Origin of the sequence: Streptosporangium sp. NPDC023825 (assembly GCF_040639575.1) — a bacterium.
GTDB lineage: Bacteria > Actinomycetota > Actinomycetes > Streptosporangiales > Streptosporangiaceae > Streptosporangium.
This window is the reverse complement of record NZ_JBFAAE010000015.1, coordinates 39,597-64,538: the sequence shown is the minus strand read 5'-3', so window position 1 is coordinate 64,538 and position 24,942 is coordinate 39,597. Positions and strand designations below refer to the sequence as shown.

Sequence of the window (24,942 nt, the reverse complement as noted above, 5' to 3'; positions counted from 1 at the left end):
CACGCCTCCCACGATTACGCTGCGAACATGGCCGTTCCCCCTGAAATGACGCGGGCCGAGATGACACGGGTCCTCGCTCCCCGCATGATCGAACGCGTCGTGCGGCACGTGACCTCCGACGGCAAGACGCGGGAGATCACGGCGCCGTTCACCGGCGAGGTCCTCGCCGAGATGCCCGTCTCCACCGCCGACGACGTCCGCTCCGCCCACGCCGTGGCGCGGGAGGCGCAGCGGGCGTGGGCGGCCCGGCCCGCGCGGGAGCGTGCCGAGCCCTTCCTGCGCCTGCACGACGCCATCCTCGACCGCCGCGAGGAGATCCTCGACGTGGTCCAGTGGGAGACCGGCAAGGCCCGCAGGCACGCCTTCGAGGAGGTCCTCGACGTCGCCGGCTGCACCCTCTACCACGCGCGGCGGGCCCCCGGCCTGCTGGAGCCGAGGAGGCGCGCCGGGATCCTGCCCGTCGCCACCAGGACGGTCGAGGCGCGCCGGCCCCGGGGGACGGTGGCCCTGATCTCGCCGTGGAACTACCCGCTCTCGCTCGGCGTCACCGACGCCGTTCCCGCGCTGCTCGCGGGGAACGCCGTGGTCCACAAGCCCGACACCCAGACCGCGCTGTCCACGCTGTGGACGATTGACCTGCTGGTCTCCCTCGGCATGCCCAGGGAGATCTGGCAGGTGGTCCTCGGCGACCCCGCGGAGGTGGGCGAACCGCTGCTCGACGGCGCCGACTACGTGGCGTTCACCGGCTCCACCCGGGCCGGCCGGAAGATCGCCGAGGAGGCGGCCCGGCGGCTGATCGGCTGCTCGCTGGAGCTCGGCGGCAAGAACCCGATGCTCGTGCTCGACGACGCCGACCTGGACGCGGCGACCCAGGGCGCGCTGCGCGCCTGCTTCACCAACGCCGGGCAGCTGTGCCTGTCCGTCGAGCGCCTCTACGTCCACGACTCCGTGCACGACGCCTTCCTGGAGCGGTTCGTCCGGCAGGTCGGGAACATGAGGCTCGGCGCCGGGCTCGACTGGAACGTGCAGATGGGCTCGCTCTCCTCCCAGAGGCAGCTGGAAGCGGTCGCCGCCCACGTGGACGACGCCGTCGCGAAGGGCGCCCGGGTCCTCGCCGGGGGGCGGGCCCGCCCCGACCTCGGCCCGCTGTTCTACGAGCCCACCGTCCTGGCCGACGTCGACGAGAGCATGGACATGTGCCGGGCCGAGACCTTCGGCCCCGTCGTCGCGATCTACCGCTTCGGCGACGACGACGAGGCGGTCGAGCGGGCCAACGACACCGCGTACGGCCTCAACGCCTCCGTGTGGACCCGCGACGTGCCGCGCGGGCGGGCGCTGGCCTCCCGGATCAGGGCGGGCTCGGTCAACATCAACGAGGGGTACGGCTCGGCCTACGCCTCCTACGACGCGCCCATGGGCGGCATGAAGGCCTCGGGCCTGGGCCGGCGCCACGGGGCCGAGGGGCTGCTGAGGTACACCGAGGGGCAGACCGTCTCCAGCCAGGCGTCCTGGCTGGGCTTCGAGCCGATCCTCGGCATGGCGTACGAGAAGTACGCCGACACCCTCGCGACCGCCTTCAAGGTCATGAAGACGCTCCACCTGAAGTGAGGGGCTCCGGGGCCGCCGGGAGGCCGTCGAGGTCACCGGGGGCCGCCGGGGTCGGCGAAGGTCGCTCGAAGGGAGCTCGAAGGGAGCCGCCGTGTTCGACTACGACGTGCTGGTGATCGGATCGGGGTTCGGCGGGAGCGTCTCGGCGCTGCGGCTGACGGAGAAGGGCTACCGGGTCGCCGTCCTGGAGGCCGGGCGCCGCTTCGACGAGACCACGCTCCCGAAGACCTCCTGGCGGGTCCGCGACTTCCTGTGGGCCCCGGCGCTGGGCCTGAAGGGAATCCAGCGCATCCACGTGCTCCGGGGCGAGAAGGGCACCGGCGTGATGGTCCTGGCGGGCGCAGGGGTCGGCGGGGGCTCCCTGGTCTACGCCAACACCCTCTACGAGCCGCCGGACGCGTTCTTCCAGGACGCCCAGTGGTCGTCCATCACCGACTGGAAGGCCGAGCTGGCCCCGTACTACGACCAGGCCTCGCGCATGCTGGGCGTGACGCTCAACCCGACGGTCACCCCGGCCGACGAGGTGGTGCGCGCGGTCGCCGAGCGGATGGGCGTCGGCGACACCTTCCACCTGGCGCCGGTCGGCGTCTTCTTCGGCACCCCGGGCGTGGAGGTGGACGACCCCTACTTCGGCGGCGCGGGGCCGCGCCGGCGGGGCTGCACCGAGTGCGGCGAGTGCATGACGGGCTGCCGCCACGGGGCCAAGAACATGCTGATCAAGAACTACCTCTATTTGGCGGAGAGGGCCGGGGCGAGGGTCCTGCCCGAGACCACGGTCACCTCGGTCGTCCCGGTGGACGGCGGCTACCGGGTCGAGGCGCGCGGGACGGGCACGCCCTGGCGCCGCCGCGCGCTCACCGCCGAGCACGTGATCTTCGCGGCGGGGACGTACGGCACCCAGCGCCTGCTGCACCGGCTCAAGGCCGCGGGCACGCTGCCCCGGCTCTCCGACCGCCTGGGCACCCTCACCAGGACCAACTCCGAGGCGCTGCTCGGGTTCGAGCGCCTGTCGGCCGAGGGCGAGAAGCTCAACCGGGGGGTGGCGATCACCTCCTCGATCCACCCCGACGCCCGCACGCACATCGAGCCGGTCCGCTACGGGGACGGTTCCAACGCGATGGGCATGCTCCGCACCCTGCTCGTCGACGGCGGCGGCGCCCCGCGCTGGCTGAAGTTCCTCGGAGAGGCCCTGCGCGCGCCCCACCGGGTGGCGAGGATGTTCAACCACCGCCGCTGGTCCGAGCGCGGCATCATCGCGCTGGTCATGCAGGCGAAGGACAACTCGATCACCCTGTCCGCGCGCAGGGGGCCGTTCGGCCGGAGGCTGCGCTCGGAGCGGGGCCACGGCGAGCCCAACCCCACCTGGCTGCCCGCCGGTCACGAGTTCGTCCGGCACGCGGCAGAGGAGGTCGGCGGCATCCCCGGCGGCTCCTGGCTCGACCTGTTCGACATTCCGGCCACCGCCCACTTCCTGGGCGGATGCGCCATCGGCGCCGGGCACGACACCGGGGTGATCGACCCCTACCACCGCGTCCACGGCCACGAGGGCCTGCACGTCGTCGACGGCTCCGCGGTCTCCGCCAACCCGGGCGTCAACCCCTCCCTCACCATCACCGCCCAGGCCGAGCGGGCGATGGCGCTGTGGCCCAACCGGGGCGAGCCGGACCCGCGCCCCGCCCCGGGCTCCCCGTACGCCCGCCTCGCGCCCGTCGCCCCCCGCAACCCCGTCGTCCCGGCCGCCGCCCCCGGGGCCCTGCGGCTGCCCATCGTGGAGATCACCTGACGGCAGGCGCAGGGTTCCGCCGATCTCCTCGTGGCGGCCGCCGGTGAGCGGGTACGTCCGCCGGTCGCGGGGTGTTCACGAGCGGGTCCGGTCCGTCGCGGAAGAGGTCACTGTCCCCATTTCTCCGGCTCCCGTCGCCCGTACTCGACGAGGAGTTCCAGAGCCCGCCGCTGGCCGGGGCTCATATCGGTCAGCATCATCTGCCCGAACCGTGCCGTGCCGGCGACGGCGGCCGTCTGGTCCGCGGTGAGCTCGGCGGGCATGTCCGTGGGCAGCAGTCCCGGCAGCATCGCGTAGAGCTCACCCGCGATCTCCTCGACGAGGGGGTCGTTCGCGCCGGCGTCCGCCAGCGAGGCCAGCTTCAGGTCCCACGCCCGCCACGGCGAGTCCTGCCCGACCCCGGCGAGGTAGGAGTCCACGAGTTCGGGCAGCGCCACCTCCGCCGCCCGGAGGATGCCGATCTCGTCCTGGGGCAGATCGAGGCCGCGGACGGCCGCGGCGAGCTCGGGGGACAGCGTCGGATCGTCCCCGTGATCGAGGAGGCGCGCTATCACGGCACGGCGGCGCTGGATCTCCGACTCCCTGCCGGCCAGCTCCGTGTCCAGCTCGGTCAGTATCTCCCTCACGTCCACCCCGCCCGTGTCGGCCAGGGCGTCGGCGACCTCGCCGAGTCCCATGCCGAGCGCGGTGAGCTTGCGGATCTGGAGCAGGCGGCTCAACGCGCTCATGCCGTAACTTCGATAACCGCCGGCGGTACGCTCCGGCTCGGCGAGCAGCCCGATCCGGTGATAGTGACGTACGGTCCGCGGAGTCACGCCCGCGAGCTTGGCGATCTCGCTTATCAGCAACATGGCGAACAGTAGACCCCCTGTCCTTGCGACAAGGTCAAGCCCGCTGGGGCCGCCGTACGAGCCGACATCGGTCATAGGGCCTCGGAAACGAGGAGATCCCGTCCGGCAAGCGCGCATGAGCAGACCGCAGCTCGTCTCATGCGATGGGCTCCCAGCCGACGACCGGGAGCTCTTGTGCCTTCCGGCAGGGCTAGAAGTCGAACTCGCCTTTCTTGGCCCCGTCGACGAATGCGTCCCATACCCCGGCACTCACCACGAACGGCGCCTTCTCCGGGGCCTCGGTGTCACGTAGGCCGACCCTGCCACCGGACAGCGGGGCCACCTCAAGACAGTCGCCCTGGTTGGACGCACTTTTTGTGGCCTTGCGCCAGGCCGCCGTCTTCAGTTCGTCGCTCAGGTCCATGCCTTCTCTGCCTCTCTGATCAACTCGATCGAGACGTGCTGAGGATGCGCCTCAGATCGAATAGCGTCATATCGGGCATAGATCGCCTCAACGTCCTCTGCCCGTTCTGTTATATGTCCATGGGTGGCGGACTCGATATACGCCGTGTCCGCGCCTCCTTGAAGTTGCGCGATGACAAAACCGCCCGAGGCTCCCGTGGTCGATCCGAGTGCCAGGGGAACAATTTGGATGCCGATACGCGGTGAATCGGCTGCTTCCAGAAGATGCTTGAGTTGGCGGCGCATGACATCCCTGCCACCGATCGGGCGAAGCAGAATGGTTTCGTCTAACACGACTCGGAGCATAGGGCGAACTGATCGAGCAAAAAGCTCCTTTCGTTCCATTCGTGCCTTTACTGCCTTCTCGATCTGCTCGCCTGTTATGCCGGGCTCGCCGCTGATCACCGCGTGAGCGTACTGCTCCGTTTGAAGGAGGCCGGGCACGACAAGCGGTTGCCGGGTATGTAAGGCATGCGCCTGCTGCTCGATGTCCAGCCAGCCTCGGAACCACTGTGGGCTCGACGCGCGGGTGGCGCGCGTCCACAGGTTGATGATCTTCCCGCCTGCTTCCAGGGCGTCGTCGCAGCGCTGGGCGAAATTGCGACTGGGCGTGCGCTCGCCCCTCTCGATGAAGCCGATCAAGCTCTGGCTGAACTGGATGATCTCCGCCAGCCGATCTTGCGACAGGCCGGCTTTCTTTCGATGTTCGCGCACTTCGGCGCCGAAGACGACCAGAGGTTTCGCGGCTCGATTGGCCTCGGAGAATTCGGTCATTTCATCTCCGTCCCACGAAGAGGGGCCACTTTGACAGCACAGAAAAGCACAGTCGAGCACAAACTGTCCTGGCAATGTGCTGATGTTTCGCTACTCAACGTAGCCCTCTTGAGGGCACCTGGTGAAGTACTTCGTGAGCAGGGAACGCCATCGGAGAAGCTCTCTTGTGCGCATCAAGGGGATCCCTCGGAAGCCAACTTCTGAATCGCCGAAAATGTCCAGAAAGAGGGGTGGGGAATGGGTTTTTAACCATTGAAACCGCATCTCCTGGCGGCGAATCCCTGCGTCTGCGAGATATGGACATGTCACTCTCTCGCCACCCCAACGGAGGCGGGAACACGCACCACGACAGACGAAAGCGGGGCCCGTCGCGGCATCGCACGCCAGGACGAGCCCCTTGACCGGACTCAGGAGGTCCGATCCGATGTACAACCCTAGAGGGAACCCCAGGCCGATCCGGGTTCGTTGGCACGCCGACCAACCGCCGATGCTGCTCGGTTGCCGCTGGTGCGGGCACCCTCCGTACGCCCACGAGGCCACGAGCCTGCCGCACCGGACCCCCCACGACTGGCAGCAGCCCACCGCTGCGCAGGTACGCGCCCGGATGGCCGCGCGCAGGCGTCTCGGCTTGGGCGGTCGGTCCCAGGCGATGGCCATATCGACACGACCGGTCCTTCGGCCCGAACCTCCGGCCCCCCGTCCGCTGCTGCACGCCGAACCCTGTGCAGTTCGTCCTCCGCTGCGGCCCGATTTCCCGGTTCACTCACCCGGGCGGCACCGGCGACAGGATCAGCCAGTGACACCGGCGGCTTTTCCTCACCGGCACGGATGGCCGCCGAACTTCTCAGGCTCGCGTCCGGTGAGCACGAGCCGCACCACACCGGTGACGGTATGAGCGGGCGGGAAGGTCGGGAGCGGCAGATCGGGCGGCACCGGCGGGGCGCACCCGTCTCTCCGGCTGCTTCCCGGCGCTGGGACGCGGCCAGCGTGGCCCGCGCTCGGCAGCTCGACCTGCTCGAACCTGCCCAGTGCCTTCCCGTCGTCCACGTCATTTGGAAGTACTTCGTCCGACACGGTACGCGAAGGCGGGTGGCGAGCCGACGATCGAAGGCCGATGTCAGGCCACCGCATGGTGGAGGCGCTCGCGGTCCTTCTCCGGAAGCCGCTGCTGGAGGCGTCGGGCGCGGATGAGCGAATCCGCGATCTCGCACACCTCGGCGAGCTCCACCTCCATGGGCGAGACCTCGGCGAGGCGATTCCTGTGAAGCCAGGTCGCCACCTCCGCCCACGACCACAGGCTCACGCGGGGACGCCGCACCTTCGGTTCGGGAAAGCCTCCCGGCCCGCGGCGTCCGACGGCCCAGTGATCGGCCGTGGCGAAGGCCCGGCCGGTACGGTCGGCGATCTCGGCGAGCGTCACGAGATCCTCGCTCACCCCGGTCACCTCGATTCCCGCCGAGCGCCCCTGGACGATCGCGGACGCGATCGCCTCCACCGCCCCGCCGGCCTCACGGTCGAAAGCCGCGACGCCGGGTCCTCCCGCCACGGGGTCGAACGACACCGTGGCGTCGTCCCATCCGGCCTCGTACAGGGCGTCGATCACCGTTTCACCGCTCGGAGCCGTGAAGTGAAGCTCGAAACTGTAGACGGTCACGGGGCTCACGCTCCCTCTGATAGGTCGTTCTCGAACCCGTGTGGGCACTGGTCGACGAGACGTCGCAGCCGCTTGGCGTGCCCCTCGGGCGAGCGCGGTGTCGACCAGATGGACGTGGGAGGTCTGCATCCCCGATGTCCACCGGGACATGAAGCGCGTCCCCATGCGTGGCCTTCTGACTTCTCGATGATCCAGCCTGCGGCGATCATGTGATCGATCGCCGCTCGTATCTCCTTGTTGGGATGCCGATCCACGCGGAGATGATGATACCTGACGTAGAGTTAATTCTACAGAACGCACAAGTCGGCCAGGTGGAAGAGGTTCTCTTTCCAGGTGGGTCAGCCGGTGGGCCGCTGGACGGGCTGGGTCTCGGTCCGGTAGATGAGGGTCGTCTCGACGTGCACGATCTCGGGCCGGATCAGGAACTTCTCCAGCAGCAGGCGGTGCAGGCGGTCGGCGTCGGCGACCGCCACGTGGACCAGGAAGTCCTGGGGGCCGGCCACGTGGAACAGGGCGATCGTCTCGGGCAGGCCCAGGACGAAGGCCCGCAGCGGGTCGACGAGCTGGCTGGTGTGCGGCCGGACCCGCAGGGCGAGCAGCGCCTGCAGGGGACGGCCCAGCGTCGCCGGGTCGACCTCGGCGCGGAAGGCGCCGATCACCCCGCGCCTCCGCAGGGAGCGCACCCGCTCCAGCGCCGTGGAGGGGGCGACGCCCACCCGTTCGGCCAGGTCCTTGTTGGGGAGCCGCGCATCCTTCTGCAGCTCGGCCAGAATTCGCCGGTCCACCGAATCCAGTTCGACGCTCACCGGGTTCACCTCCGTCGAATTCGGCTCGCATGGCGAGCCGCCGTGAATTCCACCAGTATCCCCGTGTGACATGGAACGTTGAGGAATTCGTGAACGCGGCGGGCGTGACCGTCGACGAGCTGGCCGCCTACGTCGACGAGAGCCAGCGGGGCGTGCCGCGCGTCGTCGGCCGCCGACCCCCCGGCGAGCTGGCCGAGCGGCTCGGGCTCGTCCGGTGGATCCGCGAGGGCGGGATGACCCCGGAGGGGTACCGGGAGTTCCTGCGCACCTACCTCGCCGAGGGCACGCGGCTGCACCATCCCGCCTACCTCGGGCATCAGGTCGCCACCCCCGACTTCCCCACGGCCCTCGCCGACTTCGTGCACGGCGCGCACAACAACCCGATGGCGATCTACGAGATGGGCGCCTCGGCGGCGACGGTCGAGTTCGAGGTGCTGCGCTGGATGCTCGGCAAGGTCGGTTTCGGCGAGGCGGGCGGCGGGGTGCTGACCCACGGGGGATCGCTGGCCAACCTCACCGCGCTGCTGGCCGCGCGGGCGTCGGTGGCCCCGGAGGCGTGGACCGAGGGCGTCCCCGGCGACCTCGCGCTGCTCGCTCCGGCGTCGTCGCACTACTCGCTCACCCGCGCCGCCGCGATCCTCGGCCTGGGGGAGCGGGCCGTGATGCCGCTGGATGTGGACGGGCTCGGCAGGATCGACGTCGCCCGCCTGCCCGAGGCCCTGGAACGGGTGCGCAGGGCGGGGCGGCGGCCGATGGCCCTGGTGGCGAACGCCTGCGCGACCGGGACCGGCCTCTACGACGACCTGCGCGGGATCGGGGAGTTCTGCGCCGCCAACGGCCTCTGGTTCCACGTGGACGGCGCCCACGGCGCCTCCGCGCTGCTGTCCGACGGGCACCGCCACCTGCTCGACGGGATCGAGCTCGCCGACTCGCTGATCTGGGACGCGCACAAGATGCTGCGTACCTCCAGCCTGGCCGCGGCGGTGCTGACCCGGCGCGAGGGCGACCTGGACGCGGCCTTCCGGCAGCGGGCCAGCTACCTGTTCTACGGGGAGCAGGGCTTCGACCTCATCGGCAGGACCGTGGAGTGCAGCAAGGCCGAGCTGGGCCTGAAGGTCTTCCTCAACCTGGCCTGGCGGGGCGAGCGCGGCCTGGGCGAGTACGTCGCGAGCCGCTACGCCACCGCGCACCGCTTCTGGGAACTGGCCCGCGAGCGGCCGGGCTTCGAGTGCCCGTACGAGCCGGAGAGCAACATCGTCTGCTTCCGGTACGGCACCGGCGACCAGGCGGACATCCGCGAGCGCCTGATGGAGGACGGGGCCTTCCAGCTGACCTCGGCCGAGGTCGGCGGGGTCCGCCACCTGCGGGCCACCGTGATGGCCCCCGCCACGGACGACAAGACGCTGGAGGCGCTGCTCGACCGCATCGCCGGACTGGAGGTCGTGGCCGGTCCCCGCTGAGCCCCCACCGGGCCTCAGCGGATCCCGGAGTCCGGGTGGGCGGCGTCCCAGCGGCGGCGCGACTCGGCGATGCCGTCGCGGTGCTCGGCCGACCAGTCGACGAGGGTCCGCAACAGGTGGGTGAGGCTGTGCCCGGACGGGGTCAGCTCGTAGTCGACCTGCGGCGGGACGACGGGGTGGACGGTCCTGGAGATCAGGCCGTCGCGCTCCAGGCGGCGCACGGTCAGGGTGAGCATCCGCTGCGAGATGCCGGGCAGGGCCCGCTGGAGCTCGCGGAACCGGCGCACCCCCTGGGCCAGCTCCACGACCACCAGCACCGACCACTTGTCGCCGATCCGGTCGAGGACCTCACGGATGCCGCAGTCCTCGCCCCCGCAGGAGACGACCGGCTCCGTGGTTACCGCGGTGTGCCCCACTGACATCGAAGTGCCTCCTTATGCCACGTGTCCTGGTTGTCGATGATGGACCCGGTTACCGAAGAGAACCACTCACACTGGGGAGATTCCATGATTCTCATGACGGGGGCGACGGGCGCACTGGGGCGGCTCGTCGCCACGCGGCTGGCCGGGCGGGACGACGTGGTGATCGGCAGCCGCGCCCCGGAGACGGTCCCCACCGGGAAGCCGGCCCGGCTGATCGACTTCGAGGACCCCGCCTCGCTGGAGGAGGGCTTCGCCGGGGTGGACACGCTGCTGCTGATCTCCGCGGGCTACGGCGAGGACGACGTGGTGATCGCCAGGCACGGCGCGGCGATCGAGGCGGCGGAGAAGGCCGGGGTCGCGCACATCGTCTACACCAGTCTCAGCGCCGCCGGGGACCACCTGGCCTACGCGCTCGCCCACCGCTGGACCGAGCGCAGGCTCCGCGAGGGGACCGCGAGCTGGACGATCCTGCGCAACGGCCTCTACGCCGAACTGCTGGCGACGCTCGCGCCCGCCGTGGACGGCAGGATCACCGCGCCGCTGGGAGCGGGACGGCTGGCCGCGGTGGCCCGCGAGGACCTGGCCGACGTGGCCGCCCTGGTCGCGACCGGCGCTCCCGCGCACGCGGGCCGGACCTACGAGCTGGTCGGGGAGGCGGCGATCGGCGGCGCGGAGCTGGCCGCCGTCCTCACCGAGGCCACGGGAGACACCGTCTCGTACGAGCCCGGCACCCTGGCCGGGGCCCGCGAGGCGTTCGCCGCCCTCGGCTTGGCGCCCTTCCAGGTCCCGATGCTGGTGAGCACCTATTCCTCGATCGCGAACGGGTTCATGGACGCGACGGGCGGCGACCTGCGGGCTCTGCTCGGCGGGGCTCCCCGGTCCGCCCTGGAGGTCATCGTCGCGGGACTTCGCGAACAGGGGTGAACAGGGGCAGGGCGCTCGGCGGCCGCGCCGGCCGAGGGGCCCCCTGCCCGGCCGCGGAGAGGGCAGGGGGCCCGTGTGATCAGTTGTCGGTGCAGAACATGTGGATACGGCAGTTCGTGACGCGGCCCGCCTCGACGGCGGTCGGCTCGCGCTCCTGAAGACCCTGAAGGTCCTGAACGTCGAACGACATCGATTTCACCTCCTCGCCGATCTCGTGGCCGCGCCGGGCGCGGACCGCTTCTCCTTCCGCCGCCCCGGAGCGGGCGGCGAGCCTGGGACGGGAGGACGCCAGGCGTCCCCCACGACGTCGTCGAGCATCCACGGGCGCGTGTGCCGGTGGCGCAGCCGGACGAGGAAGGCGACGATCCCGGCCGTGCCGCCGAGGAACGTCGGGACGACCTTCGAGAAGGGGTCCGGCACGAGCAGCCTGCCGGAGCGGGTCACGGCTCTGGCCTCCAGGCACCCGGCCAGGTCCCCGGCCCAGCGCAGATACCGGTCGTCGCCCGTGAACCCGGCCATGTCGAGGAGGAACTCGCCGTCGCCGGGCAGGCCGTGGCACGGCACCGCCCCCGACTGCCAGCGGGTCCTGTGCACCGCGACCGCCGCCTGACCGGCGAGCCGCAGGGCGTCCGGGTCGCCGGTGGCGCGCCAGTACCGGACGAGGAAGGAGCCGACCCCCGACGAGCCGCTGCACCAGTGCGGCCGGCGCGGCAGGACCGTCCGCGGATCCCCCGCGAGGGCCGGCCACCAGGCGGTGTCGCCGTCGACGTCGGCGTGCTCGTACAGGGCGCGGGCGACCTCGCGCACGGTCGCCATCCACTCCGGGCGGCCGAGGGTGACGGCGGCGTAGAGCAGCGCCGTGCCGACCCCGGCGATCCCGTGCGCGAAACCGAGGTGGTCGGCGCCCGCGAGACCGGAGTCGAACGACTCCGGCGTCGGCCACCGCGGGTGCCCCGTCCGGTAGGACCGCGCGCCGTGCAGGTTCTCGAACGTCTCCACGGCCCGCCTGCGGAGTACGGGGTCGCCCGAGCGCAGGGCGAGGCGCAGCACCGTCATGCCGGCCCCGGCCAGCCCGTGCGTCACGTCGGGGCTGGGATGGTCCACCGGGAGCCGGGCCGCCGCCCGCAGCGCGAACTCCCGCATCTCGTCGTCGCCCGTGGTCTCCGCCGCGTCGTGAAGGGCCCAGACGGCTCCCGAGCGCCCGAAGTACAGGCCGGGGGGCCAGACGTCCTCGTCGGAGAGACGGCGGCGGAGCCACCCGGCCGCGGCGACCGCCGCGCCTCTTGCGCCGGTTGCGCCGGCCGTGTCGTCTGTGACGGCGTTGTCGGTGACGGCCGCGCGGGAGGCGAGCGTCAGGACGGCCAGGATGCCCGGTACGCCCCCGTTCACCGAGCACGGGTCCGCCTCGGCCCCGCCGGCCCCGGCGACCGCGTTGGGCCACGGCGACGGGCTGTCCCGCCGGGGGTCCATGGTCTCCACCAGCCGCGCCAGCCCGTCCGCCACCAGGAGGTCCGCCCGTCGCACCCCGCCCGCCCTCGTGCCCGCGAGGACGGGGCCGGTCTTCCCCGTCTCCCGCGCCGTCGCGAGGTCGGCGGCTGGAGCCGCGGCGAGGGAGCCGGGGAGGCCGGTGGAGGAGGCCGCCGGGGCGAGCGCGTCCAGATACCTCGCGCAGCGGTTCAGCGACCAGCGCTCCTCCGGCTCGGTGACCAGTCCCTCCACCAGGGGGCGGAGGAGGGCGAGGGTGGGGTTGGCCGCGGACACCGCGGCGACGTGGTCGAGGAGGCGCCGGCCGCGGGCCGGGCCCGTCGTGCCGTCCTCGGGGAGTTCCAGCCCGGCGCCGGTCGCGAGGAAGTACGCCAGCCCGCCGAGGCCGAACAGGTCGGCCGTCTCTCCCGGCGCCGGCCGGAGCTCGCCGGTGTGCGGCACCAGTTCCGGAGCAAGGTAGCCGGGGGTTCCACCGATCATGACGATGTCGCCCGGCACCGTCGCGTACTCCAGGTCGACGAGCCGGAGGTCACCGCCGGGCAGGAGCATCACGTTGTCCGGCGAGAGGTCACGGAAGACGTGGCCGAGGTCGTGGACGGCCCGCAGCGCGTCGACGAGGCGCCGCAGGATCGGCCGGACCTCGGCGGCGCCGTTCCCGAAGCCGTCGTGCCCGAGGGGCCCGGCGTTCCCCTCGGACCAGCGCCGCAGCGTCGTCCCCGGCACGCGTTCCTCGACGAGGAACGCGTGCCCGCCCTGTTCGAAGAAGTCGACCACGGCCGGGACGACCCCGCTGGACGCCAGGGCCTCCAGCCGGGACCTCTCCGTCGCCAGCCGGTCGCGCGCGTCCCGGCCCCCGAGATCCGACGAGGCGTGCGGCCGGCCCTCCTTGATCACGACTTCGGCGCCGCTCTCGGTGTCCTCCGCGATGTACACGCCGCCCCTGTTGGCGTGTCGCACCGCCTCGCGGACCACGAAACGGCCGTTCAGCATCACGGCGCGCCGCTCCGGCCTCTCGGGGGCGCCGGACGTGGTGAAGGGTGAGGTGGCGAAGGAGGGCGGCGAGAACCGTGGCAGCCGCTCGTCATGGATCGTCGTCCCCTCCGGCGTGCGGAGCCGGACCTCGTAGAAACCGTCGTTGCCGAGCACCCGGTGCCCGCCGAAGGCGCCGTAGCGGTAGTGGACGATCCCGCCGGGCCGGTAGGGACGGTCCGACAGGATCGCCGGGCCGGGAAGCCCCCGGGTGGCCTCGTCGAGCAGCGGCGCCAGCCGGGCCGCCTCGGCGCCGCCCGCAGGGTAGGCGGTGACGAACTTCCCCGCCTGGGCGCGGGCGCAGTGGGGGGCGAGCAACTCCCAGTAGTCGCCCAGCCGCGCGGGGAATTTGAAGGCGCATCCCTCGGCGGCCAGCACTCGCACGACCCGGGAAAGCACGATCGGAGCGGAGAGCATCGTCGCGGAGACGTGGAGTTTCCAGCCCTGCGCGGGCATCGCGTATCCGCCGGGAACGACCAGGCACCAGAATTCCCCCTCGGTGACCGACCAGTCGCGGGCCGGGACCCGTCCGATCTCGGCGATCGCGATGTCACGCAGGAGGGCGCTGTCGCCCGCTGGGCTTTTCACGGGAGCTCATCCTTCGGCTGTCGCGGTTCGACGTCATGCGGGAATCGGCCCGACGTCAAACGGGAAATGCGTCACATGGGAAATGCGTCACACGGGTGGGAGGGACGCGGGGAGCGCGTGAGGTGTTCACGCCCGGGAGCCGCGCCGATGGCGTGGATCCCGCCGGGGCGCGGCCGCCGCGTCGCTCCCGTCACCGGGACCGCGTCGTGGTGATCGCGCATATGTGAGATCGGCGGAGCCGCCGCATTCTTTTCCGCCTGCCGGCGCTGGCAATACGAAAACACGGTGGATACGGGTGTGCCATGTAAAAGTACGCACTCCTCGTCCGGCACGTGGATCCGCCGAGTATTCAATGCGCTTATTTCATATTCCCGTATATTGATTCCGGTCCGCCGTGGAGCGCTTCACCTGGACGTCCGGGAGGAAACGAGCGAGGCCCGCCCCCGGATGCGCGGGTGTCGTTCCCGGGCTCGGGAGACTCCTCCTGATATAGCGTCGCGTCCATGACCGAACTCGACGGCCGCCTGCGCGCGGTGTGCGACCTCGCCGTCTCCGGCGTCCGGGAAATGGCCGGGCGGCACGAGTACGACGGCCTGATCCAGGACCTGTCGCCCGAGGGGGTGCGCGCCGCGCTGGCCGCGCTGGGGCGGGGACCGCTGCCCGCCGACCCGTACGACGCGGCGCACCTGCAGATCTTCGAGGAGGCCGCCCGGGTGCAGCTCGGCGAGCTGGAGCTGCACCGCCGCAGCCCGCTGGAGCACCTGGGCAACCTCGACCTGGCCACCTACGACCGCGAGTACGCCCCCGAGGCCGAGCGGCACGCCGCCAAGCTCGCGCACCTGGCCCGCTGGCCCGAGGCGGTGGACAACGCGGTCGCCTCGCTCGACCTGCTCAGCGCCCCCGTCGCGACCGCCCTGCTCGGCGCGGTGCGCGGCCTGGCCTCCGGGGTGCCCGGAGACGCCGAGGAGAGCGTGCGCGAGGCCGCGTTCAGGGCTCATGCCCGGCTGGTGGAGCACGTCGAGAAGGCCGCGCACACCGGTGACCCGGACGCCTCCCTCGGCGCCGGGGGGCTCGCCAGGCTGATGGGCGCGGGCGACGGCCTCCCGGTCGACCTGGGACGGCTCGCCGAGCGCGCCGACGCCGAGCGTGACCGCCTGATGGCCCGGCTGGCGGAGTCGTGCGCCGCGCTGGGGTTCGCCGGGCGGCCGCCGCTGGAGGTCGCGCGCGAGCTCGTCAGGCAGCACCCCGGCCCCGACGGCGTGATCGAGGCGGCCAGGATCGGCACCGAGAGGGCGATCGCCTTCACCAGGGAGAAGGACCTGGTGCCCTACCACGACGGGGAGTGCCGGGTCGGCATCGCGCCCGAGTCGCGCCGGTGGGCGATGGCCATGATGAGCTGGTCGGCGCCCGGCGAGCCCGACGGCCCCTCCTGGTACCACGTCACCCCGCCCGATCCCTCGTGGCCCGAGCGCGACGCCGAGGAGTGGCTGGAGGTCTTCAGCGAGACCACGCTCCCCGCGATCAACGTGCACGAGGTCGCCCCCGGGCACTTCTCCCACGGCCGTGCCCTGCGCCACGTCCGCTCCGACGTGCGGCGGACGCTGATGTCGCTGGCCTTCGCGGAGGGCTGGGCCCACTACGCGGAGGAGCTCTGCGTCGAGGAGGGTTTCGCCCCCGACGACCCGCGTTTCGAGATCGGCGTGTGGCTGGAGGCGCTCATCAGGGTGACCCGGCTGGCCTGCGCGATCGGCGTGCACTCCGGCGCGATGACCGTCGAGGAGGGCGCCCGCCGCTTCGCCGCCGACACCCACCTCGCCGGCCCCGCCGCGCTCTCGGAGGCCGCGCGGGCCACCTTCGACCCCACCTACGGCCGCTACACCTGGGGCAAGCTGGAGATCCTCGACCTCCGCGACCGCGCCAGGGCCGAATGGGGCCCCGGCTTCGGCCTCAACCGCTTCCACACCGCCATGCTCGGCCTCGGCTCCCCGCCGCTCGGCCTGCTCGGCCACGCCCTCGCCGGTACGTGACCGGCGGCCCCCGGCGGCATGTCCACCCGGAGGCGCGGCGGACGCGTGCTCAGCGGTCGACGGCCGTGGCGCCGCCGTCGACGACCAGGTGGGTGCCGGTGATGAAGGACGCCTCGTCGCTCAGCAGGAACCGTACGGCCGCCGCGACCTCGGCGGGCCGGCCCAGGCGGCCGAAGAGCGACCTGCGGGCGAAGGACTCCAGATAGCCCGCGTCACCGCCCGTGGCGGCGGTGAGCAGCGGGGTGTCGACGTAGCCGGGACAGACGGCGTTGACCCGGATCGGGGCCAGCTCGTGGGCCATCGAGCGGGTCAGGCCGAGCATGCCCGCCTTGGACGAGCAGTAGGCCGGGATGAAGGCCTGCCCGACCAGGCCCTCGATCGAGGAGATGCCGACGATCGCGGAACCCTCCTGGCCGCGCAGGTCCTCCAGCAGCGCCTTGACCAGCAGGGCGTGGGCGCGCAGGTTGACGTTGAGCACCGCGTCCCACGAGGCCTCGGTCAGGTCGCCGACGGCCGTGGGGGCCGCGATCCCGGCCGCGTGCACGAGGCCGCCGATCGAGGCGAGGGAGTCGCGGCCGGCGGCGATCGCCGCGGGGAAGGCCGAGGAGTCGGTGACGTCGACGGGGACGGCGATCGCGGCGACGCCGTGCGCGGCGGCGAGCGAGGCGGTCTCCTTGGCGCCCGCCTCGTCCAGGTCCCAGATCGCCACCGGACGCCCGGCCTCGGCGAGCGCCAGCGCGCAGGCCCGGCCGATCCCCGACGCCCCGCCGGTGACGACGACTCCGGTGCCGGCCATCGGTTACCTCCTCGACTGGTGGTGGGCCTCACGTTAGCCTCAAGCCCGACCGGTCGCCAGGTACGGCGGTTTCGCGGCCGACCGGTCGCCGGGCAGGGCGGTTTCAAGGCGGTTTCGCGGCCGGGCGGGCGCCGGGCAGGGCGGTTTCGCGGCCCACCGGTCGCCGGGCAGGGCGGTTTCAGGGCGGTTTCGCGGCCGGGCGGGCGCCGGGCAGGGCGGTTTCGCGGCCGACCGGTCGCCGGGTACGGCACGAGCCGGAGGCGGCGCGAGGTGTGAACCGCCGGTCCGGAGGTAACACGATGCGTGAACCACGATGCTGGAGGAAGCGCCATGCGTGAACTGTCGGGCAAGGTCGCGGTCGTCACGGGGGCGGGCAGCGGGATCGGGAGGGCGCTCGCGCTGAGCCTCGCCGCGGAGGGGATGTCCCTCATGCTCGCCGACGTCGATCCGGGGGACCTCGCGGAGACCGCCTCGCTGGTGGAGGGGAGCGCGGCGAGGGGAAGCGCGGCGGAGGGCAGGATCCTCGGAGGCAAGGTGCTCACCGAGATCACCGACGTCTCCGACCCGGTGGCCGTGGATCACCTCGCCGACCGTACGTTCGGCGAGCTGGGCGCGGTCCACGTCCTGTGCAACAACGCTGGGGTCTTCCAGGGCGGCCGGATGTGGACGCGGGAGCCGGAGGACTTCGCCTGGATGCTCGGGGTGAACCTGTGGGGCGTGCTCCACGGGGTCCGGGCCTTCGTGCCCCGCATGATCGACCAGGACACCGAGGGCCACATCCTCAACACCGTCTCCGCCGCGGGACTGTTCGCCGTCCCCTACCTCGGCCCCTACACGGTCTCGAAGTACGCCGCGCTCGCCGCCTCGCAGTCCCTCGCCCAGGACCTCGCGACGGCCGGCTCCAAGCTCCGGGTGAGCGCGCTGTGCCCCGGCGGGGTGCGCACCGGCCTCAACCGCTCCAGCCGCCACCGGCCGGAGAACCACGTGGCCGCCGAGCGCACCGAGGACGAGGCGGCCTCCTCCGCGATCATCGACGGCCTGGTGGAGGGGGGCATCGACCCGGCCGAGGTGGCGCTCGCCGCGGTGGCCGCCATCCGCGAGGAGCGTTTCCTGGTCCTCACCCACCCCGGCCACGCGGACGCCCTGCGCGAGCAGACCGAGGCCCTGATCTCGGGCGCGCTGCCCTCGTTTCCCGGCTACGACCAGGCGCGCTGACGGGCGCCGATAGACTGGGGCCACCGCTCTGTTCCTTTTGGGGGTCTTGGTGTCTGAGTTCGACACGGTCCTGGTCGTCGACTTCGGCGCGCAGTACGCGCAGCTGATCGCGCGAAGGGTGCGTGAATGCCACGTCTACTCCGAGATCGTCCCCTCGACGATGCCGGTCGAGGAGATGATGGCCAAGAAGCCCAAGGCGATCATCCTGTCCGGCGGTCCCTCGTCGGTGTACGCCGAGGGCGCCCCCGCCGCCCCCGCGGGCCTGTTCCAGACCGGTGTGCCGACCTTCGGCATCTGCTACGGATTCCAGATCATGGCCCAGGAGCTCGGCGGGGAGGTGGCCAGGACCGGCACCGCCGAGTACGGCGGCACCCACCTCGACGTCGGGCAGCAGGGCGTGCTCTTCGCGGGGCTGCCCGCCACGCAGTCGGTCTGGATGTCCCACGGCGACAGCGTCTCCGCCGCCCCCGAGGGCTTCACCGTCACCGCCGCGACCGCCGAGACGCCCGTCGCCGCCTTCGAGCACCCCGAGCGGGGCCTGTACGGCGTCCAGTTCCACCCCGAGGTCCTGCACTCCGACCACGGCCAGGCCGTGCTGAAGCACTTCCTCGACGCCGCGGGCTGCCGCCCCTCGTGGACGATGCTCAACATCGTCGAGGACGCGGTCGAGGCGATCCGCGCCCAGATCGGACCCGAGGGCCGCGCCATCTGCGGCCTGTCCGGGGGAGTCGACTCCGCGGTGGCCGCCGCCATGGTCCAGCGGGCCATCGGTGACCGGCTGACCTGCGTCTTCGTCGACCACGGGCTGCTGCGCAAGGGCGAGGCCGAGCAGGTCGAGCGCGACTTCGTGGCCGTCACCGGCGTCAAGCTCCGCGTGGTCGACGCCCAGGAGCGCTTCCTGAAGGCGCTCGACGGGGTCACCGACCCCGAGGAGAAGCGCAAGATCATCGGCCGTGAGTTCATCAGGGTCTTCGAGGACGAGCAGCGCGCCATCATCGCCGACGGCCCCGTCGACTTCCTCGTCCAGGGCACCCTTTACCCGGACGTGGTCGAGTCGGGCGGCGGCACCGGCACCGCCAACATCAAGTCCCACCACAACGTCGGCGGCCTCCCCGACGATCTCCAGTTCTCGCTGGTGGAGCCGCTCCGAGCACTGTTCAAGGACGAGGTGCGCCGGGCCGGTGAGGAGCTGGGCCTGCCCGCCGCCATGGTCTGGCGCCAGCCGTTCCCCGGCCCCGGGCTGGGCATCCGCATCGTCGGCGCGGTCAGCCGCGAGCGCCTGGAGATCCTCCGCGAGGCGGACGCCATCGCCCGCGAGGAGCTCTCCCGCGCCGGTCTCGACCGGGAGATCTGGCAGTGCCCGGTCGTCCTGCTCGCCGACGTCCGCTCGGTGGGCGTCCAGGGCGACGGCCGCACCTACGGCCACCCGGTCGTGCTGCGCCCGGTCTCCAGCGAGGACGCCATGACCGCCGACTGGTCGCGCGTCCCGTACGACGTGCTCGCCCGCATCTCCACCCGCATCACCAACGAGGTCCGCGAGGTCAACAGGGTGGTGCTCGACGTGACCAGCAAGCCCCCGGGCACCATCGAGTGGGAGTAGGCGCCCGGGGAGGTCGCGGCGGGGGCGGGGGCGTCCCGGAGGTCGCGACCGGAGAGCGGGCCGCCCGGGGGTGCGCCACGGGGGTGAGCCGCGAGGGCCGAACCGCGGAAGTGATCCGCGAGAAGTGATCCGCGGGGGCGGGTCGCTCAGGCCGGTTGGCGCCGACGGCGCGGTTTCGCGAGGTGCCGGGCGGTAAGTTGGGGCGGGTGTCCTCCACCACCCCCATCGGCACCCCCGGCGGCGCAGACTCCCCTCCGACCTCCGGCGCCCGCCTGGCGTGGCTCGACGCGCTGCGCGGCATCGGCGCGGTCGCCGTGTTGCTGGAGCATCTGCTGCCCTGGTTCATGCCCGCGCTGAGACCGTACTGGTTCAACCTCGGGATGTACGGCGTCCTGGTGTTCTTCCTGGTCAGCGGCTACATCATCCCGGTCTCGCTGGAGAGGCGCGGCGACGTCAGGGCCTTCTGGATCAGCCGCGTGTTCCGGCTCTACCCGATCTACCTGCTGGTCGCGGCGGCCGTCCTGGTCATGGCGATCTGGATGCCCGTCCGCGAGCAGGTGCCCAGGGATCTGTCGTCGGTGTCCGCGCACGCCACGATGCTGCTGGACGTGGTGCACCTGGGCGGCCTGGCCGACACCATGTGGACGCTCTCCTACGAGATGGTCTTCTACCTGGTCGTCACCGCGCTGTTCGTCGGCGGGGCGCACCGCGCGAGCGGGACCTACGCGGTGGGCTTCGGCGCCGTCGCGGTCGTGGCGGGACTGCTGCTGACGGGACCGCTGCTGCAGGGGCCCTGGCCCGCGTACGTGTCCGGCGTGGTGTTCTTCGCGGGCCTGGCGTGCCTGATCAGCGGCCGGTTCCGGAAGGCCGCCGCGTACGTCCTCGGCGCGATGGCGCTGGTACTGCTGATCTTCTCGGGCTTCGTGCCGTGGCTGGGGGCGGCGATCCTCGCGGTGATGTTCGCCGGGACCGCGATCCGCCGCTGGGAGCAGGGCGCGGGCGGGCTCTGGCCGGTGGCGGCGGCGACCGTGCTGGTGGCACTGGCCCCGGTCTGGTCGGAGCAGGCGGGCTGGTGGTGGGTGCGACCTGGGCCGTGGTTCGCGACCATGGCGCTGGCCGGGGTGACGTTCGCGGTCGCGATGGCCCTGCGCGAGCGCCGGCTGCCCCGGTTCCTCGTCTGGCTGGGCCTGGTCAGCTACTCGATCTACCTGCTGCACCACCCGCTGCTGCGGCTCATGCACGCCGTTGTCGGCGACGTACGGGACGCGGGGCAGGTGGTGCAGCTGTCACTGTCGGCAGCGTTCGTGCTGGTGGTGCTCGGCCTGAGCCTGCTCACCCACCGCTACGTCGAGCTTCCCATGCAGCGGCTGGGCAGGCGGCTGGCCCGCGGGCCGGGCGCCTCCCCAGCCGCTTCCTCCCGTGAGGCTGCGGCTCAGAGGCCGTCCTCGGGGGACTGGGCGTAGGTGTCCGGGTCGCCGGTGGGCGAATCGGAGGACAGGTCCTCGTCCTTCTCGGAGCCGACCGGGTAGACGTCCCCGGCCTTGGTGGTCTTGGCGCCGCGCAGCGAGGAGACCGCCACCACGTGGTATCCCTGCTTCTGCAGGGCGGCCAGCAGCTTCGGCATCACCGTGACGGTCTGCAGCACCCAGTCGTGCATGAGGATGACCCCGTCACGCTTGGCGTTCTTGAGCACCTCGTCGTAGATGGCCTTCTCGTTCTTGGTCGCCCAGTCCCGCGAGCCGCCGTTCCACAGGACGATCGGCATACCCATGTCGGTGGCGATCGCCGCGACCCGCTCGTCGAACTCGCCGTAGGGCGGGCGGATCGTCGTCGGGTACTTCCCGGTGGACTTCTTGACGATGTCCTGGGTCTTGGTCAGCTCCTCGCGGATCTTGTCTTCCGACAGTTCCCGCAGGTGAGGGTGGCTGTAGCTGTGGTTACCGATGTCATGGCCCTCGGTGACCATCCGCTTGGCGAACGCGGGACGGGACTTCACGTACTGGCCCTCGAGGAAGAACGTCGCCTTGGACTTGTACTTCTTGAAGGTGTCGAGCAGCTTGTCCGCGTACTTGCCGGGGCCGTCGTCGAAGGTGAGCGCGATGCACTTCACCTTCGCGCAGTCCACGGGCACGGGCTTCGGCGTGGGCGTGGCCTTGGGAGCGGGCTTGGCCTTGCCCGCCGTCGTGGCCGTCGTTTTGGGCTGGTCCGCACTCCACGCGGTGGTCGGGATGGCAATCATGGCCAGCGCGCAGGACGCGGCCAGCAACATTCGGACAGGAGACTTCATGAGGGGAGCTCCGGGTCAAATCGACATTGGTCGAGTGGGCATCCTATCGAGGTGCCTGATGCCTCCCGGGGCTGAAGCGTCACGATGTCCTGTGAAAGGCGTATTTTCCCGTAATCGGGCCGCAGTGCCGCACGTGGTGCCGCGCTCCGCGCAAACTTGACGTTTCCCCAGGTCATGGGTGTGTATAACGGGCTGGGCCGGCCCCTGGCGTGCCCGATGATGGGCATCGGCCCCCTGCCGGAGCACGCTGGGAAAACCATGATGATCAGTACGGTGAGCCCGAAACCGGTCAAGGAGGAGCGGGGGGAGACCGGCGGGGCGCCGGCCCGCGACCGGTGGTTCACCCTCGCCTGTTACGCGACCGCCCAGCTCGCGCTGCTCGGCTGGTGGCTCGCCTTCCACCCGGGCCTGATGAGTCCCGACTCCGTCACCTACGTCGCGCACGTCACGACGGGTCCCTGGGTGGCCGGGCAGTCGGTCGCCTACGACGCCCTGCTCGGACTCTCCCTGAGGGTGACCGGCGACCTGTCCCCGGTCACCCTCCTGCAGACGGCGGCGATGGCCGCCGCGCTGGCCCACCTCGCGGGCGCGATCCGGTCGCTGGGGGTACGGGGGCGCCCGCTGCTCGTGGCGGTGGGGTGCGCGGTGCTGTCGCCGCCGCTCGGCGCCTTCACGGTGTCGATGTGGAAGGACGTGCCGTTCACCGTGTGCGCGGTACTGGCCGCGGGCACCGCCGTGCGGCTCGCGGCCCGGGGCGGTGCCCGGTCCCGTGCGCGTGGCGTGGCCGGGTCCGTTGTGCGGGACGAGGACCGGGCGGGGGGCGTGGCCGGGTCCGTGGCGCGAGACGGGGTTCGGAGGCGGGGCGGGGGCGGGCGCGGCGGGTGGGCCTGGGACTCGCGTTTCGCCGCCCTCGGGGCGGAGCTGCTCGGGCTGGGGCTCTTCCGCAACAACGGCTTCCTCGTGGCGTCGATCGCCGCCGTCCTGCTGGTCGCACTCCTGTCCGGCCGCCCGGGGGCGCGCCGGTGGGTCGCGACGCTGGCGGCCGGAGCGGTGGCGGCGCCCCTGCTCCTGCTGGGCGTCGGCTACCCGGCGATGGGCATCGCGCCGCCGTCCCGCTCGTTCGCCTACCAGACGGTGTTCGGCGACCTCGCCGTGGCGTACGGCCAGAGACCCCGGCTCTTCGACCACGAGCAGCGGGCGCTTTTGGCGGGGATCGCCCCGCTCGACGCCTGGCGGCGGGGGGCGACCTGCCAGACCATGGCGGGCGTCTTCTTCGACCCCGGGTTCGGCCACGCGCGGGCCGAGCGGCGGATCTCCGACGTCCTGGAGCTCTGGCGGGACCTGCTGGTCCGCGCCCCCGGCATGATGCTGAGCACCCGGGTCTGCCGCGCCGCGCTCGCCTGGCAGGTCGCTTCCACGTCGGACGAACCCGGCGGTGAGCTCTACCGCTTCTCGCTGAGGGATCCACGGCTCCCCGAAGGCTGGCAGGGCACCCCGGCGGCCTCGGCGATGCGGCAGCGGCCGATCTCCGCCGGGCTGCTGGCCGCCGGGCTGTTCGCGCTGGACGCGAGCACGGTCAGGCAGCTCGAATGGCTGCTCTGGCGGGCGCCCTTCTGGTGTTACCTCGCCTACGCCGCCGCCGCGCTCGTGTGGTGGCGGACGGGGAGCCGGGCGGCGCTCGCCGGGGCGGCCGTGGTCGCGGGGCAGCAGATCGGGGTGATCCTCACCAACACCGCGCCGGACTTCCGGTTCATGGTGTCACCGATCATCGTCGGGGTCCTGTTCGTCCCGCTGCTCCTGCGGGAGGCGGGGGCCCTGGTACCCCGTCGATGAGCGGGGCCTCTCCGGAGCCGTTCCGGCGGCGCCCCGGGGCTTCCGCGGCCTCCAGGAAGCCCCTCGCCGGTCCCGCCGGCCCGCCCCGGTCCGGCCTCGGTCCCACCGGCCCGGGTCCGGCCTCGGTCCCACCGGCCTGGGTCCGGCCTCGGTCCCACCGGCCCGCCGGGCGGCCCGCCCGTCAGCGGTCGAGCTCGTCGAACAAGGCCTCCCACCGGTCCAGGACGCTGGGCAGCCGGTACTCCCTCATCCGTTCCCTGCCCCTGGTCCCCATCCTCCGGCGCAGCTCGGCGTCGGACATGAGGCGCTCCAGCGCGGCGGCGAAGCTCCCGGTGTTGCCCGGCTCGGTGAGCATGCCGTTGTCCCCGTCCTTGACCAGGGTCCTCACCCCCGCCGAGGCGTCGCAGGCCACGGCGGGCAGGCCGCAGGCCGCGCCCTCGGCGAGGACCAGCCCCCACCCCTCGAAGTCGCTGCTCAGGGTGACGATGGAGGCGTCCAGGTACTCGGCCTCGACGTTCTCGACCTGCCCGCGGAAGACGATCCGGTCGCCGAGCCCCGTCTGCGCGGCCTGCGCCTCCAGGACCGCCCGGAGCGGCCCGTCGCCGATGATGTGCAGCTCCCACGGCTCGGCGACGGCCGGGGCCGCGGCGGCGAAGGCGTCGATCAGCAGGTCGATCCGCTTCACCCTGACCAGCCGGCCCGCCGAGACGATCCGCGGGTTGCGCAGCGGGGCCGCCCGCTCGGGGAAGACGCTGACCGGGTTCAGCATGGTCCCGCAGTTGGCGAGCCGGTGTCCGGTGAAGGACGCGGCGTAGTCGTCGCAGAGGAACAGCGCCTTGTCGAGGTGCGCGTAGTGCTTCTTGATCAGCCTGAGGTTCGGGGAGTCCACCGCCTCGGCGTACGACTGGTGGTACTGGCCGACCTTGGCGAGGTGCGGCATGGGCAGGTCGGCGATCCAGTGGGCGGCCCAGGGCGAGGCGATGACCAGGTAGCCGTCGCGGGTCCGGTCCGTCAGCCGCAGCAGCTTCCGCCGGGCGGCGGCGACCTCCTCGGGGGTCCTGCGCTGCCTGCCCCTGCGCCACGGCAGCGAGCGGGCGGTGGCCTCGGGGGCGGGCGTGTCGTACAGCGTGGTGTGCCGGTAGACGGGGTCGGCGACGTAGGTCTGCGGCTGCCGGGAGGGGTTGATGCTGATCAGGGTGACCTTGTGCCCGCGCGAGCCGAGGCCCTGGGCGAGGGTGTGGATGACCCGCTGGGACCCGCCCATCGAGTCGCCGTCGGTGCTGAGGAAGAAGACGTTGCGCGATCTCACCGCGTGACCTCCGGGAAGAAGCGATCCCACTGTGTGACCTTCGGGAAGAA

19 protein-coding genes are annotated in these 24,942 nt (G+C 72.1%); 9 read left to right on the top strand and 10 right to left on the bottom strand.

Going from position 1 to position 24,942, the window contains the following annotated elements; all coding sequences use genetic code 11:
- Positions 1–27: 27 nt before the first annotated feature.
- Together AB0G15_RS16065 and AB0G15_RS16060 are read left to right on the top strand one after the other, a co-directional pair.
- Complete coding sequence (locus AB0G15_RS16065) at positions 28–1,608, top strand: succinic semialdehyde dehydrogenase (protein WP_362839809.1); 1,581 nt, start codon at positions 28–30, stop codon at positions 1,606–1,608.
- Between the two features lie 91 nt (positions 1,609–1,699).
- Entirely contained in the window at positions 1,700–3,391 is a 1,692-nt protein-coding gene (locus AB0G15_RS16060) for a GMC family oxidoreductase (protein WP_362839806.1), read from the top strand.
- Between the two features lie 107 nt (positions 3,392–3,498).
- On the opposite strand, the gene AB0G15_RS16055 is transcribed toward AB0G15_RS16060, so the two are convergent.
- The 5 genes from AB0G15_RS16055 to AB0G15_RS16035 all read right to left on the bottom strand — a co-directional run bounded on the left by AB0G15_RS16055 (position 3,499) and on the right by AB0G15_RS16035 (position 7,917).
- Entirely contained in the window at positions 3,499–4,242 is a 744-nt protein-coding gene (locus AB0G15_RS16055; protein WP_362839803.1) for a MerR family transcriptional regulator, read from the bottom strand.
- Between the two features lie 190 nt (positions 4,243–4,432).
- Positions 4,433–4,645, bottom strand: coding sequence for a DUF397 domain-containing protein (locus AB0G15_RS16050; protein ID WP_362839801.1), 213 nt, complete (start codon positions 4,643–4,645; stop codon positions 4,433–4,435).
- Positions 4,636–5,457, bottom strand: a complete 822-nt coding sequence (locus AB0G15_RS16045) for a helix-turn-helix transcriptional regulator (RefSeq protein ID WP_362839798.1) — start codon at positions 5,455–5,457, stop codon at positions 4,636–4,638. The genes AB0G15_RS16050 and AB0G15_RS16045 overlap by 10 nt, the downstream gene beginning before the upstream one ends.
- A 1,117-nt stretch (positions 5,458–6,574) precedes the next feature.
- Positions 6,575–7,111 carry a hypothetical protein gene (locus AB0G15_RS16040; protein WP_362839796.1) on the bottom strand — a complete coding sequence of 179 codons (537 nt, stop codon included), beginning with the start codon at positions 7,109–7,111 and terminating at the stop codon, positions 6,575–6,577.
- Positions 7,112–7,449: 338 nt separating this feature from the next.
- Positions 7,450–7,917, bottom strand: coding sequence for an Lrp/AsnC family transcriptional regulator (locus AB0G15_RS16035; RefSeq protein ID WP_362839792.1), 468 nt, complete (start codon positions 7,915–7,917; stop codon positions 7,450–7,452).
- A 65-nt stretch (positions 7,918–7,982) separates the two neighbouring features.
- Between AB0G15_RS16035 and AB0G15_RS16030 the strand changes: the two genes are divergently transcribed.
- Positions 7,983–9,377 (top strand): pyridoxal-dependent decarboxylase, encoded by a 1,395-nt coding sequence (locus AB0G15_RS16030; RefSeq protein WP_362839790.1) that lies wholly within the window; start codon positions 7,983–7,985, stop codon positions 9,375–9,377.
- 14 nt (positions 9,378–9,391) lie between these two features.
- Here AB0G15_RS16030 and AB0G15_RS16025 read toward each other — a convergent pair whose 3' ends face one another.
- On the bottom strand, positions 9,392–9,799 hold the full coding sequence (locus AB0G15_RS16025) for a helix-turn-helix domain-containing protein (protein WP_362678573.1): 408 nt from the start codon (positions 9,797–9,799) through the stop codon (positions 9,392–9,394).
- Positions 9,800–9,883: 84 nt separating this feature from the next.
- On the opposite strand from AB0G15_RS16025, the gene AB0G15_RS16020 reads away from it, so the two are divergent.
- Entirely contained in the window at positions 9,884–10,723 is an 840-nt protein-coding gene (locus AB0G15_RS16020) for an NAD(P)H-binding protein (RefSeq protein ID WP_362839787.1), read from the top strand.
- 195 nt (positions 10,724–10,918) lie between these two features.
- Here the strand turns inward: AB0G15_RS16020 and lanL are convergent, their stop codons facing one another.
- Positions 10,919–13,825 (bottom strand): class IV lanthionine synthetase LanL, encoded by a 2,907-nt coding sequence (lanL, locus tag AB0G15_RS16015; protein ID WP_362839784.1) that lies wholly within the window; start codon positions 13,823–13,825, stop codon positions 10,919–10,921.
- Positions 13,826–14,328: 503 nt separating this feature from the next.
- Between lanL and AB0G15_RS16010 the strand changes: the two genes are divergently transcribed.
- Positions 14,329–15,852: a DUF885 family protein gene (locus AB0G15_RS16010; RefSeq protein WP_362839781.1), complete on the top strand. Its 1,524-nt coding sequence runs from the start codon at positions 14,329–14,331 to the stop codon at positions 15,850–15,852.
- 49 nt (positions 15,853–15,901) lie between these two features.
- Here AB0G15_RS16010 and AB0G15_RS16005 read toward each other — a convergent pair whose 3' ends face one another.
- Positions 15,902–16,648, bottom strand: coding sequence for an SDR family oxidoreductase (locus tag AB0G15_RS16005; RefSeq protein WP_362839779.1), 747 nt, complete (start codon positions 16,646–16,648; stop codon positions 15,902–15,904).
- Positions 16,649–16,978: 330 nt separating this feature from the next.
- Between AB0G15_RS16005 and AB0G15_RS16000 the strand changes: the two genes are divergently transcribed.
- From AB0G15_RS16000 to AB0G15_RS15990, 3 genes are all read left to right on the top strand, one after another.
- Complete coding sequence (locus AB0G15_RS16000) at positions 16,979–17,863, top strand: SDR family NAD(P)-dependent oxidoreductase (protein ID WP_362839775.1); 885 nt, start codon at positions 16,979–16,981, stop codon at positions 17,861–17,863.
- Positions 17,864–17,912: 49 nt separating this feature from the next.
- Positions 17,913–19,463 carry a glutamine-hydrolyzing GMP synthase gene (gene guaA, locus AB0G15_RS15995; protein ID WP_362839772.1) on the top strand — a complete coding sequence of 517 codons (1,551 nt, stop codon included), beginning with the start codon at positions 17,913–17,915 and terminating at the stop codon, positions 19,461–19,463.
- A gap of 206 nt (positions 19,464–19,669) precedes the next feature.
- Complete coding sequence (locus tag AB0G15_RS15990; RefSeq protein WP_362839769.1) at positions 19,670–20,926, top strand: acyltransferase; 1,257 nt, start codon at positions 19,670–19,672, stop codon at positions 20,924–20,926.
- Here AB0G15_RS15990 and AB0G15_RS15985 read toward each other — a convergent pair.
- A complete protein-coding gene (locus AB0G15_RS15985) occupies positions 20,896–21,750 on the bottom strand; it encodes a polysaccharide deacetylase family protein (protein ID WP_362839765.1) in 855 nt (284 codons plus the stop codon). The genes AB0G15_RS15990 and AB0G15_RS15985 overlap by 31 nt on opposite strands.
- Before the next feature lie 273 nt (positions 21,751–22,023).
- Here AB0G15_RS15985 and AB0G15_RS15980 point away from each other — a divergent pair, with 273 nt between their 5' ends.
- A complete protein-coding gene (locus AB0G15_RS15980) occupies positions 22,024–23,583 on the top strand; it encodes a hypothetical protein (protein ID WP_362839763.1) in 1,560 nt (519 codons plus the stop codon).
- 181 nt (positions 23,584–23,764) lie between these two features.
- On the opposite strand, the gene AB0G15_RS15975 is transcribed toward AB0G15_RS15980, so the two are convergent.
- Positions 23,765–24,892, bottom strand: coding sequence for a glycosyltransferase (locus tag AB0G15_RS15975; RefSeq protein ID WP_362839760.1), 1,128 nt, complete (start codon positions 24,890–24,892; stop codon positions 23,765–23,767).
- Positions 24,893–24,942: the final 50 nt, after the last annotated feature.

Coding starts and splice junctions, on each gene's coding strand:
- AB0G15_RS16045 (WP_362839798.1), bottom strand. CDS start 5,457: ATGACCGAATTCTCCGAGGCCAATCGAGCCGCGAAACCTCTGGTCGTC.
- AB0G15_RS16020 (WP_362839787.1), top strand. CDS start 9,884: ATGATTCTCATGACGGGGGCGACGGGCGCACTGGGGCGGCTCGTCGCC.
- AB0G15_RS16050 (WP_362839801.1), bottom strand. CDS start 4,645: ATGGACCTGAGCGACGAACTGAAGACGGCGGCCTGGCGCAAGGCCACA.
- AB0G15_RS16065 (WP_362839809.1), top strand. CDS start 28: ATGGCCGTTCCCCCTGAAATGACGCGGGCCGAGATGACACGGGTCCTC.
- AB0G15_RS16025 (WP_362678573.1), bottom strand. CDS start 9,799: ATGTCAGTGGGGCACACCGCGGTAACCACGGAGCCGGTCGTCTCCTGC.
- AB0G15_RS16010 (WP_362839781.1), top strand. CDS start 14,329: ATGACCGAACTCGACGGCCGCCTGCGCGCGGTGTGCGACCTCGCCGTC.
- AB0G15_RS16055 (WP_362839803.1), bottom strand. CDS start 4,242: ATGTTGCTGATAAGCGAGATCGCCAAGCTCGCGGGCGTGACTCCGCGG.
- AB0G15_RS16005 (WP_362839779.1), bottom strand. CDS start 16,648: ATGGCCGGCACCGGAGTCGTCGTCACCGGCGGGGCGTCGGGGATCGGC.
- AB0G15_RS16000 (WP_362839775.1), top strand. CDS start 16,979: ATGCGTGAACTGTCGGGCAAGGTCGCGGTCGTCACGGGGGCGGGCAGC.
- AB0G15_RS15985 (WP_362839765.1), bottom strand. CDS start 21,750: ATGAAGTCTCCTGTCCGAATGTTGCTGGCCGCGTCCTGCGCGCTGGCC.